Consider the following 11483-nt stretch of genomic DNA (forward strand, 5'->3'; position numbering starts at 1 on the left):
AAACTTAACGAATAATTTTAAGGTTCAGTATAGCTCTGGATATCGACATGATTGGAGAAGGTTGACGGAGATAACGTCATGACGGCAATTCTTCTCGGTGCGGCCGGGACCGGTACATCGTTTGCCATTGCAAGCAGACTTCGTGCTGTTTGGGGCGATGAGGTCCGTATCGTTTCTGTGGATATAAATCCGCCGGAGTTGGTAACCGCCTCGCTGCTCTCTGATATATTTGTACAGGTTCCGTTCGCAGACAATCCTGCCTACGAGAACAAGATACGTACTATCGTACTTTCAGAAGGTATTGATGTTTACGTTCCAATCTTGAACGAAGAGCATCTTGTTGCGCAAAATATTATCGGTGATCCGAATTTTGGTGGTCTTGATGTTTGGAGTTCCGAACTATATGCGCGATGCATAGACAAAGAACTAGCCGATCAGTTTCTGAAAAGCATCGGTGTACCAACGCCTAAGATCATTGATCCGGTTGGACTTTCACCGCAGGCAGAGTGTTTTGTCAAACCTCGCAGTGGTTTTGGCAGTAAGGGGGCCCGTAAAGTATCTGTTGAAGAGTTAAGTGATCTCTCAAAATCGGAACTCGAAAGCCTGATTGTTCAGGAAGTATGTGAAGGTCCTGAGGTCACGGTTGACAGTTTTTACGATGCGCAAATGGATGTATCGTTTGCTTATTGCCGCGAAAGGATTGAAATCAAATCGGGCGTGTGTACTAAGGCGCGGGTTTTTTTCGATCCTGAGCTTGCCGATATTGCGCGAAGAATTGGCAAGGGCTTGCAGCAACGCGGCACGATTTGCTTTCAGGCGATGAGGGCCAGGAACGGGTGGGCGATTACCGATTTGAATGTTCGATCCGGGGCTGGGACCGCGATCACATGTAGTGCCGGGTTCGATGTTTTAGCTGCAGCATTTGCATGTCGCACTGGACAGAATTACAGCAAGTTTGTTCGCCAGCTTGCAGTGGATGAAGAGTTTATCGTGACCAGGCAATATACCGAGTTCGTAATGGCTCATCGTCAATGATTTATGCTTTTGATCTAGATGGTACCCTTATAACCGCTCGACAACGCCAGATGACACTCTTGCGAGCTGTTGCAAAACGCATTGATGTGCATCTCGTGGAAGACGCAGTTTGGCAAAGGAAGCGCGAAGGCATCTCAACATGGGCAGCGTTGTTGGAGATGGGTTTGAATGAAGATAAGGCAAAAGAGATTACCAGTGCCTGGATTCAGGAGATAGAGACACCCTATTGGTTAAGCCTCGATACACTTTTTGGCGATACGGTGACAGTACTTGATAGTTTTCGGAAAACGGGGAAAACATTGATTTTGCTGACAGCGCGGCAAAATAGACGGCTGCTTTTGCAGCAACTTTCGCGTCTTGGGATCAGGGATTATTTCAAGGGTGTTGAGTGTGTATCCCCGTTTTGTGCTGTCGATGAAAAATCAAACGTACTGTCCCGGCACTCGTTCGCCGGCTTTGTTGGTGATAGTGAAACCGATTTTGCCGCTGCCAATAGGACTGGGACACCGTTCTATGGCATTTCTACAGGACAGCGCTCACCAACCTTTCTCGCTGGTTTGGGAGTGGATCGTCCGCACAGTTCACTGCTTGAGGTCAGGGACGCCATCTTTGGCGCCGTCTTGGATAAATGAAACAGATTTGAGCGCATTTAAGGAGATCCACTATGGATGCCGAGGAAAAAAGCAGGCTTGAACACATAGCGAATAACTCGCTTTATGACAAAGGTGCAAACGCTGCGACCATACACTACGAGTTTGAGGTGTTTCGCAGATTTGTTTTGCCGGGTAGCATTCTTGAAATGGGACCCGCAGAGGGTTTGATGACAGGCCATCTTGTTGATCTCGGGCAAGAAGTCGTTTGTGTCGACGGGTCGGAATTTTTCAGCCAGCGTTTGAAAGAAAAATATCCGTCCATAGAGGTCATTACGTGCCTTTTTGAAGACTTCGAGACCGACCGCAAGTTTGACAACATAGTTCTCGGGCATGTTCTTGAACACGTTGAAAATCCGGTTCAGATTCTTGAAGTCGCGAAGAAGTTCCTTGCTCCGAATGGTATTTTGTTTGCAGCCGTACCAAATGCCCGCTCATTGCATAGGCAGGCTGGGGTTATTATGGGGCTCTTGCAGGCTGAGGATGAGTTAAACGACCTCGATAGGCACCACGGTCATCGTCGAGTATTTAATCCCGAAAGCTTCCGCCAGGCATTCTATCAGTCCGGATATAACATTGATTATTTCGGTGGGTATTGGTTGAAGCCTGTTTCCAACAGCCAGATTGAAGCAAATTGGACTGCCGAGATGCTGGAGGCTTTTATGAAGCTCGGGGAGCGATACCCCGATATCGCTGGCGAAATTTATGTCGTCGCCTCGCATAAATAAATACTCCCCGATAAGGGTAACTCAAGAATGACCAATAATTCCCGCTACAACATCTGCATCGTCCAGCCTCCGGGTTATATTCATTCGCTGGCGTTTGCAGAGTTGGCCGAGCTTTTGATGTATTCGATCCGGGAGGCGGGGTATCCGGCACAGATTCAGACCAATCAGTTTGTGCAAGGGGCGGTCAATATTATTGTCGGGGCGCATTTACTGGATGTTTCGGCTCTGCGTGCTGTGCCAGAGGGAACGATTATCCTTAATACCGAGCAGCTCACGGGTGTTGGCGAGAAGTGGCGGGAGCAACTGACGGGCTGGTTTGAGTCCGGCCTTGAAATCTGGGATTACAGCCCGGCCAATATCGAGGTCATCAAGGCGCTGGGGGCTGAAAAGGTCCGCTACTTGCCGATTGGCTTCCAGAAAGAGCTCCAGCGGATCGATATTAGCGTCGAACAGGACATTGACGTTCTGTTTTATGGATCGATCAATGAACGCCGGCGCGACATCCTAAGCCAGATTGAAGCCAAGGGGCTCAACCTGAAGGTCCTGATGGGCGTTTATGGCAAGGAACGTGATCAGTGGATCGCGCGGTCAAAAGTCATTCTGAATCACCATTTCTACGAAAGCCAGATCTTCGAGATTGTGCGCGTTTCGTATCTTTTGACCAACGCCAAGGCGGTTGTCGCGGAAGTAAACCCGGAAACCGTGATCGAGGATCGATTCCGCAAAGGGGTCATTGATGTGCCCTATGCCGGTTTGGTCGATGCGGTATGTGACTTGGTTGCCGACACGACCAAACGTAAGGCATTGCAGCGGCGCGCGTTAAACAGCCTCATCAAATATCCGCAGGGTGAGTTCACCAAACCCCTTTTGGAATTCACGCACTAAGGCTGATCAACATGCTCCGAGCACACACGCGTATCAAAGTTGCAGCGTGCCGTGCCGGTGCCATGTTCGCGCTTGTCTGCATCATTGCCTTTGGGGGAGTGCATCCGGCAACAGCTGAGAACCTGTCACAGGTCCTTTACCGATTTGAAAATCGGGCACTGACCTTGGGCCGATATGGCGCGGTGGCGGTGTTTCAAGAGCGGCTTTTTACGCAGGCGGCGAACTGTGCAGGCAAATCGGCCAGTAGCTATGGCGCGCCGGACGGGGTGGTCGGTGCAAAGACGCGTCAGGCGATCATTGATCTGCAACCTTGTCTGAATTCTGCCGTGCGCAGCGCTGTTGGTGCCGAAAGTTACGGGGCGATAACGATCGGGCTCTGGCGGTTATTGATGCCAGCCCAGCTGCCACCGCCTGACGCCATCACGCGGGCCAATCACCTGACCTTTGCGCTGGAGGGCACGGACTACGACGTCATCCAGTTCAATTTCTGTCAGTCGAGAAATCCCCGCAGCGGCAAGACCTTCCTTGAAGGTGATCCCTATTGCCATACCAATGACCCGCGCGCTTACCTGACATGGGGGCCGCGCGGGGCAACCGCCGGGGCAGGGGCAGAAATTCAGCAAATTCTGTTTGCCGCCGAGCGCGCCAATCCCGGATTGCTGCAAAAAGTCTTTGGCCCGTTTACCGAGGATATGCATCGTCTGGCACTTGGCAACAATGATGCAGCGTTTGATATACTCTGTGCGATCTGGGTAGATGAGCGTAAGCGTACTGCCTTCGAAAAACGCTTTGCCGCCTATGGCGCACGGTATGAGGTGCAGGCGGCATATCATCGGGTATATGACGCCGCCAATGCCGATGGCGGCAAGATAGCGCGATTTTTCAAATTATATAGTGCCGTGAAACCGGTGATAAATCGTGATCCGACCGAAATTGATCTGGCGTTTTTCATCGACCGCGCAACCCATGGCTCCGTCCCGCCGGGCGATATCAGTGATCTTGTCGATCGCATGACAAAGTTCGTCACCCGCACGCGAAATGTGCCAAGCGCGGGCGAGCTGCGTAAACAACTGGCTGCATGGTTGCCGACACATCACAAATACAATGACCGGCTGGCCCGCGACGCGATTTTCCTGATGGATGCCCCGGATGTCGTGGTGTCGGATGCCCATCGGCGCATGTGGCTGCAACGATCCGGGCTAAAGGCCAGTGACTTTGGACTGTCTGACGCGCGCTACGTTTCAAGCTATCCTGTTGCAAGCCCCACGGGATACGAGAGGATCGAGAAATTCTATACCGTTTTGCCCGAGGATGCGCGCGCCTGTCCCGATACAGTGCGCCGTGCGCGCAAAAAGTGATAACTCCGCAAAAGACTTAGGCTTAGGTTCACATGAACAAAAATATTGAGCTGCGATACGCGCAAATTTTTGAGGCCCTAGTTATAGCTATTGCTATGTGCGAACTGCACAATCGCGAGCTATATGAGGATGTTGGAAAGTTGAGCTCGGAGCCTGCGAGGTTACTTTGAGTACTGTCATGCGTTTGGGGTTTGGTTGATGACATTTACCGTGTGCGACAATTGGTACAATCAATACCGGGCTTGAATATGCGATCGCCAGAGATGAGAAAGTTTTTGAGCAGGACGGAAGTCGTGGAAGCTTTTCGGCATTACATTCAGCATTTGAGGCAGGAGCTCGCGAAGCCAGAAAGTATCACAACCCCTGTTTGGGGTTCTCTGTCTTGGGTAGATCCGTCAGATAAACTGAAGTGTTACACAGCAATGCTCGGAAGGTCTGATGGAAAGGTTCAGAACTACAGTTGTGTTTATGACCGTCAAGAGCAGAAGTGGGTAAGCCACGTAGCAATTAACATCAAGGGCACATCGTTCAACATTGATCCCGTCGTTGAAGAAATCCAACGAACAAAGTCTTTTGTTTTTCAATGGTTAAGTGACAAGTCGTCAAAGGGCATGAGCATAAACGTAGAATACCCTGTCTTTGCGATGAGAATTGAAATCTAGTGTAATTTTGCGAACCAGGGAAATACGTTCCTGCTTCAAGCAATTGCTTGCATCTGCGGGGCTTGTTTGCCAACATCCGGGCGTTATCAATGCCTGTTTTCGAGCAGGTCCTAAATATGGAGTAGGAATTGAAATGAGCGACGTTAAGGTCAAAGTCGGAATTCTCGGTGCCAGTGGCTATACCGGGGCGGAACTGGTTCGCATTCTTGCGCATCACGAAGCTTCGGAAATTACCCTGTTGACCGCAGACCGACGCGCCGGACGTCCGTTCGGGGAAGTTTTCCCCCATCTTGCCCATATTAAACTGCCGACCATGATCTCGATTGCCGAGGCGGACTGGTCGACCGTGGATCTGATTTTCTGTGCGCTGCCGCATGGCACGACGCAGGAAGTCATTGCCGGTCTGCCTGATCACGTGAAGGTCGTCGATCTGTCGGCCGACTTCCGCCTGTTTGATCCGGCGACCTACAAGGAATGGTATGGCGCGGAGCATGCCGCACAAGACCTTCAGAAAGAAGTGGTTTATGGCCTGACCGAACTGCATCGTGAAAAGATCAAAAAGGCACGTGTTGTTGCCAATCCGGGCTGCTATCCGACCCCGGTGCAGCTTGCATTGACGCCGCTTCTGGAAGGCAAGCTTGTGCATGCTGACGACATCATCATTGATGCCAAATCCGGTGTGACCGGGGCTGGTCGTGCGCCCAAGGAAATGACGCTGTATGCCGAAGTCACCGAAGGCATTCACGCCTACGGCACCGGTGGGCACCGCCATGCGCCAGAGATCGAACAGGGCCTTGCCTGGGCGTGCGGTAGTGATGTTGTGGTGAACTTTTCCCCGCACCTGATGCCAATGAGCCGCGGTATCCTTGAAAGCATCTACGTCAAAATGACCAACGGCACCACGGCCGAGGACATTCAGGCTGCCCTTGAAAAGCGGTTTGCCGATGAGCCGTTTGTGCGTGTTCTGCCATTCGGTGTCACGCCGCAAACCCGCCATGTGCGTGGGTCTAACTATGTGTTGATGGGGGTCGTCAAGGATCGTGTGCCAGGCCGTGTGATCATCGTTGCGGTCGAAGACAACCTTGTCAAAGGCGCATCCGGTCAGGCGGTTCAGAACATGAACGTCATGCTGGGCTTGCCCGAAACCATGGGCCTTGAGATCGAACCGCTGTTCCCGTAAGCGAACCGGCGAACAATAAGTTAAAGGCGGAGCCATCTGGTTCCGCCTTTTTCGTTATCGGCGAAGCTTATCGGGCAATGGCCGAATTTTGCCAAAGCGGGCTTTCATGTCGGCCGGATCAACTTTAAACTGACGGCAACTCATTGAATGCCAGTTTGTGAAAGGTCCCATAGCATGCGTTTGTCCTATCGCGGGGTGAAGCCCACCATTGATGAAACCGCCTTCATTGCACCCAATGCGACGATCATTGGTGATGTTGAAATCGGGGCTGAGACCGGTATCTGGTTTGGCTGTGTTATTCGTGGCGATGTTCATGAAATCCGCATTGGATCACGCACAAATATTCAGGACCTAACTATGGTGCATGTCGCCAAAGGCAAGTTCGGCACCTATATCGGCGATGACGTCACCATCGGCCATTCAGCGATCATTCATGCCTGCACGCTTGAAGATCGAAGCTTTGTCGGCATGGGCGCGACTGTGATGGATGGTTGCGTGATTGAGCAGGGCGGGATGCTGGGTGCCAATGCGCTTTTGGCACCGGGAAAACGCATTCCAGCCGGCGAACTTTGGGCCGGTGTTCCGGCGCGCAAGGTGCGGGATCTGACGCAGGAAGAAATCGAGTTCTTCAAGGTGTCGGCCGATCGCTATGCTGATCTTGCGCAGGAATATGTCAAATCGATCCCCGAGGACCTGGCATAAGGTCCACCAGCAATGCGTGTTACTGGACTGATGTCCTGTGATGCAGGTTATAGTCCGTGCGCGCTTGAATAAACGAATGTGAAGGAAGCCAAAGGCAGCCAGCCATTGACTTTGATCAAGGCAAGGAGCAATTGTGTGGGTGTAAATGAAAAGCGTTCGCGATTGAGCGATTGCGTGACCCTTGCCCGATAATCGACCAAATCAAAGTGTTTTCGATGCCCCACAATCTTCGTTCGTCACTGCATCTAACCTCTGTTCTCGCCCTTATGGGCTGCTTTGCGGGTAGTCCTGCCTTGGCGGAAGATGCGTCGGCGATGCTGCATCGGCTTGCCGATACGGGACATCGCAACACGGCAAGGGTGTCGGAAGTTGCGACGGCCACAGCGGCGCAGTCACCCTTTGAAGACCTGGCGGCACTGGGCGAAGCACTTTATTTCGATACCAACCTTTCAGCCAATCGCTCCATGTCCTGCGCCACCTGCCACGATCCATCGACGGGATTCCGTGATCCGCGGGTCGATGTCGCAAGCGGGTCGTTTTCATTGGGCGATGATGGTGAAAGCCTTGGCGATCGTAATGCGCCGACCGCAAGCTATGCCAAATTCTCCCCGCCATTTCATGTGCGCGAAGATGGTGTCGCAGTTGGTGGCCAGTTCTGGGATGGACGGGCGATGGATCTGGCCGAACAGGCCGGTGGGCCACCACTAAACCCGATTGAAATGGGGATGCCTGACAAGGCCAGCGTGGTTGCGCGTCTGCGCGAGGACGACGACTATGTCGCAGGCTTCAAGGCGTTGTTTGGCAATGATATCTGGTCGGATGCGGATCAAGCATATGGCGCGATGACAAAGGCGATTGCCGCTTTTGAAGAGGGTGATGAGTTCGCACCGTTCGACAGCAAATATGACCGCTTCCTGCGCGGCGAATACAAAATGACGGCGCAGGAAGAGCTGGGTCGCGTCCTGTTCTTTTCGCAGCAATTTACCAATTGCAATACCTGCCACATGCTGAAAACCAGCCCGACGGCAGAGGGCGAAACTTTCACCAATTACGAATTCCACAATATCGGCGTGCCGCGCAATGTTGCGACGCGCGCTGCTGTCCGCAAGGATGTAGGATTTACCGATAACGGGTTGCTCGATAACGCCGCCATCGACGATCCGGTCTATCGCGGTAAATACAAAACCCCGTCACTGCGCAATGTGGCGGTGACAGGGCCCTATATGCATAACGGGGTCTTTGCCGATCTTGAGACGGTGGTTCGGTTCTATAACAAATATAACAGCAAGGCCGAGATCAATCAGACCAACCCGGAAACCGGTAAGCCGTGGGGCGAACCGGAAGTCGCCGAAACCATTTCGCTTAAAGAGCTTGAGCAGGGCGATGCCCTTGATGAAAAGCGCATCGATGCCATTGTCGCCTTCCTCAAGACATTGACCGACGCGCGCTATGAACCGCTTTTGGAACAGCAACAGGCTGCCAAAGAAAACTAGGCTTTCAGCGTTTCAATCACCGCACTTTGTGCCAGATCGCCAAGGCCGGACTTTGTCGCCTTTTCAAAGACTTCATAGGCACTTTGGCCAACGGGTGTCGACATGCCGAGGTCCTTGACAAGCGCAAGGGCATAGGATGCGTCCTTGGCGCGCAAGGCATTGGTGAAGTGGATGTTTTCGTGATGATTGCCGCTGACCATGCCTGGAACGGTCATAAGGCCGGACCCACTGGCATTTGCGCCGATGGCAAAGGTATCGGCAACGGTTTGGCCATCAAGCCCAGCCTTCTGCGCGACCGCAACCAGTTCGGCAGCGGCGGCGATATGAACAGCGCCGAGCAAGTTGTGCATCAGCTTGTAAACCGTGCCCGATCCGATTGGACCGAAATGAATGGTCTTTTTGCCGGTGTCATTGAGGATCGGGGTGATGCGATCAAGCGTTGCGGGCGCGGTCCCGATCAAAAAGATGGTGTTGCCGGCTTCAACATCGGCGGGAATGCCTGTTACCGGGCTATCAACATATCGAACACCCGCGGCCTCGATCGTTTTTGAAAGCTCAAGCACAAAGGCGTGCGACAGGGTGGAGCATTCAATCGCAATGCTGTCTTTTCGCATGGCGGCAAGCGCACCATCATCGCCCAGCCAAACAGAGCGTGCTGCCGCGTCATCAGACATAAATGAAATCACGGTATCGACATCTTTGGCGGCCATTGCCGGTGTGTCGCAGGCGACCGCACCAAGGGTAACAAGCGGTTCAAGTTTGGCTTTGTTTCTGTTCCAGACCTTGACGTCATATCCCTTTGACATCAGGCGTTTGATCATCGCCGATGCCATGCGGCCAGCGCCAAGAATGCCGATTGTGTGGGCCATCACTATTCCCTTGGATCTATTCGGATAAAAGAAAACGGTCTGCCATGATGGCAGACCGTGAAAATGTGTCAGGGTGGTCTGCGATCAGATCAGGACAAGCTCACTTTGACATACTCGCCCGGTGCCGGGCCAATGACCTTGAGCTTGCCATCGCCCGGTTTGCGGGCATCGACCTTGCCACCGGCACGACGGCCGACCCAGTTTTGCCAATCGGTCCACCAGGATCCTTCATGCTGGGCGGCCTTGGCCATCCAGTCTTCGGGATTGGCCGGATTGCGATTGTACGTCCAATAGCAATATTTCTTGGCCGCAGGCGGGTTGACTACACCGGCAATATGGCCCGATGCCGACAGCACGAATTTGACTTGGCCAGACATCAATTGCGTCCCGGCATAGGTTGCCTGCCACGGTGCGATGTGGTCTTCGCGGGTTGACAGGAAATAGACCGGGATTTTGATGTCACGCAGATCAATCGGCTCGCCAAAGATCTTGATGCCGCCCGGTTCACGCAACAGGTTCTTGTTATACATATTGCGCAAATAGAAGCTGTGCATTGCCTTGGGCATGCGCGTGGAATCGGAGTTCCAGTACAGAAGATCAAACGGGAACGGATCCTTGCCCAGCATGTAGTTGGATACAACAAACGACCAGATCAGATCATTGGCGCGCAGCATGTTAAACGACATCGACATATCGCGCCCGTCAAGGTAGCCCTCTTTGGACATCTTGTGTTCAAGGCTTTTGATCTGTTCGTCATCAACAAAGACCGAAAGTTCGCCCGACTTTTCAAAATCGGTCAGGGTGGTCAGGAAGGTTGCGGATTTGACCCGGTCATCCCCTGTTTTCGCCATATAGGCCAATGTCGAGGCCAGAAGCGTGCCGCCAAGGCAATAGCCGATCGCGTTGACTTCATTCTCGCCGGTGGCCTGTTCGATCATGTCAAGGGCGGCAAGAACGCCTTCCTTGGCGTAATCTTCAAATGACTTTTCGGCAAGTTCGCTGTCCGGGTTAACCCAGGACAGGACAAACACCGTGTGACCCTGATCAACCGCCCATTTGATGAAGGAGTTTTCCGGGCGCAGATCAAGAATGTAGTATTTGTTGATCCATGGCGGGACGATAACAAGTGGCCGTTTTGCAACCTTGTCGGTGCTTGGCTTGTATTGCAGAAGTTCCATCAACGGCGTTTTGCCGACAACTGATCCTTCGGTGGTGGCAACGTTTTCGCCAACCTTGAAGGCATCAAGATCGGTCATGCGGATTTGCAGTTTGCCCTTGCCGCGTTCAAGGTCCTCCAGAAGGTTTTGCAACCCCTTAAGCAGGTTTTCGCCACCAGATTCGATTGTGGTCCGTATGACTTCCGGATTGGTCATCAGGAAGTTGGTCGGCGAAATCGCATCGACGAATTGGCGGGTGTAAAATTCGACTTTCTGTGCGGTTTTATCGTCAAGCCCGTCCACGTCGTGGACAACGTTTTGCATCCATTGGGATGACAGGAGATATGACTGCTTGATGAAATCAAACAGTTCATTGTTTTCCCATGCCTCGTCACGGAATCGACGATCCCCCTTTTGCGGGGAGACAACCGGTTCGGCTTCTTCGCCCATCATACGCAGGGTGGTGTTGTGCCACAGGGTATAATATTGCTGCCAAAGCTCCATCTGGGCTTCGACCAGCTTGACCGGGTTTTGCATCATGTGCGTGGTCAATTCGGCAAAGGCAGAGCCGATATTAAGTGGGTCCGGGTCGGATATTTCCGGATCTTCTGCCTGCTTTGCCAGGAATTCAGACACAAGTCGTTGACTTTTCTCAGCAATCTCTGCCATAGCGGCAGAGAGCTTTTCGGGATCCGGATGTTTGTTTTCAGTTTCGATGGCCTGTTGATCGCTCATGGGGCATTCCCTTATGATACCGCCGCGGA

The 11483-nt window shown here is 52.6% G+C and carries 10 protein-coding genes; 8 read left to right on the forward strand and 2 right to left on the reverse strand.

The genetic code is table 11. From position 1 onward, the window contains the following. The first annotated feature begins 78 nt into the window (after positions 1-78). The 8 genes from TH4_RS09070 (at position 79) to TH4_RS09110 (ending at position 8693) form a co-directional block, all read left to right on the forward strand. Positions 79-1035: an ATP-grasp domain-containing protein gene (locus TH4_RS09070; RefSeq protein WP_083997055.1), complete on the forward strand. Its 957-nt coding sequence runs from the start codon at positions 79-81 to the stop codon at positions 1033-1035. Continuing rightward, on the forward strand, positions 1032-1667 hold the full coding sequence (locus tag TH4_RS09075; protein WP_064780749.1) for an HAD family hydrolase: 636 nt from the start codon (positions 1032-1034) through the stop codon (positions 1665-1667). Before TH4_RS09070 ends, TH4_RS09075 begins: the two co-directional genes overlap by 4 nt. Before the next feature lie 32 nt (positions 1668-1699). Beyond that, complete coding sequence (locus TH4_RS09080; protein ID WP_064780750.1) at positions 1700-2413, forward strand: class I SAM-dependent methyltransferase; 714 nt, start codon at positions 1700-1702, stop codon at positions 2411-2413. Positions 2414-2440: 27 nt separating this feature from the next. Beyond that, positions 2441-3298: a CgeB family protein gene (locus TH4_RS09085; RefSeq protein ID WP_064780751.1), complete on the forward strand. Its 858-nt coding sequence runs from the start codon at positions 2441-2443 to the stop codon at positions 3296-3298. Between the two features lie 11 nt (positions 3299-3309). Continuing rightward, positions 3310-4656: a hypothetical protein gene (locus TH4_RS09090; protein ID WP_064780752.1), complete on the forward strand. Its 1347-nt coding sequence runs from the start codon at positions 3310-3312 to the stop codon at positions 4654-4656. A gap of 795 nt (positions 4657-5451) precedes the next feature. Further along, a complete protein-coding gene (gene argC / locus TH4_RS09100; protein WP_064780754.1) occupies positions 5452-6498 on the forward strand; it encodes an N-acetyl-gamma-glutamyl-phosphate reductase in 1047 nt (348 codons plus the stop codon). A gap of 174 nt (positions 6499-6672) precedes the next feature. After that, positions 6673-7200 (forward strand): gamma carbonic anhydrase family protein, encoded by a 528-nt coding sequence (locus TH4_RS09105; RefSeq protein ID WP_083952754.1) that lies wholly within the window; start codon positions 6673-6675, stop codon positions 7198-7200. Positions 7201-7415: 215 nt separating this feature from the next. Beyond that, positions 7416-8693 carry a cytochrome-c peroxidase gene (locus TH4_RS09110; RefSeq protein ID WP_064780755.1) on the forward strand — a complete coding sequence of 426 codons (1278 nt, stop codon included), beginning with the start codon at positions 7416-7418 and terminating at the stop codon, positions 8691-8693. Here TH4_RS09110 and TH4_RS09115 read toward each other — a convergent pair. Both TH4_RS09115 and TH4_RS09120 read right to left on the reverse strand, forming a co-directional pair. Then, positions 8690-9562, reverse strand: coding sequence for an NAD(P)-dependent oxidoreductase (locus TH4_RS09115; protein ID WP_064780756.1), 873 nt, complete (start codon positions 9560-9562; stop codon positions 8690-8692). The genes TH4_RS09110 and TH4_RS09115 overlap by 4 nt on opposite strands. An 89-nt stretch (positions 9563-9651) precedes the next feature. Next, a complete protein-coding gene (locus TH4_RS09120) occupies positions 9652-11454 on the reverse strand; it encodes a PHA/PHB synthase family protein (protein WP_064780757.1) in 1803 nt (600 codons plus the stop codon). Positions 11455-11483: the final 29 nt, after the last annotated feature.

Source organism: Thalassospira tepidiphila MCCC 1A03514, assembly GCF_001662875.1.
Classification (GTDB): Bacteria; Pseudomonadota; Alphaproteobacteria; order Rhodospirillales; family Thalassospiraceae; genus Thalassospira; species Thalassospira tepidiphila.

Coding starts and splice junctions, on each gene's coding strand:
- TH4_RS09110 (WP_064780755.1), top strand. CDS start 7,416: ATGCCCCACAATCTTCGTTCGTCACTGCATCTAACCTCTGTTCTCGCC.
- TH4_RS09115 (WP_064780756.1), bottom strand. CDS start 9,562: ATGGCCCACACAATCGGCATTCTTGGCGCTGGCCGCATGGCATCGGCG.
- TH4_RS09105 (WP_083952754.1), top strand. CDS start 6,673: ATGCGTTTGTCCTATCGCGGGGTGAAGCCCACCATTGATGAAACCGCC.
- TH4_RS09075 (WP_064780749.1), top strand. CDS start 1,032: ATGATTTATGCTTTTGATCTAGATGGTACCCTTATAACCGCTCGACAA.
- TH4_RS09085 (WP_064780751.1), top strand. CDS start 2,441: ATGACCAATAATTCCCGCTACAACATCTGCATCGTCCAGCCTCCGGGT.
- TH4_RS09070 (WP_083997055.1), top strand. CDS start 79: ATGACGGCAATTCTTCTCGGTGCGGCCGGGACCGGTACATCGTTTGCC.
- TH4_RS09120 (WP_064780757.1), bottom strand. CDS start 11,454: ATGAGCGATCAACAGGCCATCGAAACTGAAAACAAACATCCGGATCCC.
- argC (WP_064780754.1), top strand. CDS start 5,452: ATGAGCGACGTTAAGGTCAAAGTCGGAATTCTCGGTGCCAGTGGCTAT.
- TH4_RS09090 (WP_064780752.1), top strand. CDS start 3,310: ATGCTCCGAGCACACACGCGTATCAAAGTTGCAGCGTGCCGTGCCGGT.
- TH4_RS09080 (WP_064780750.1), top strand. CDS start 1,700: ATGGATGCCGAGGAAAAAAGCAGGCTTGAACACATAGCGAATAACTCG.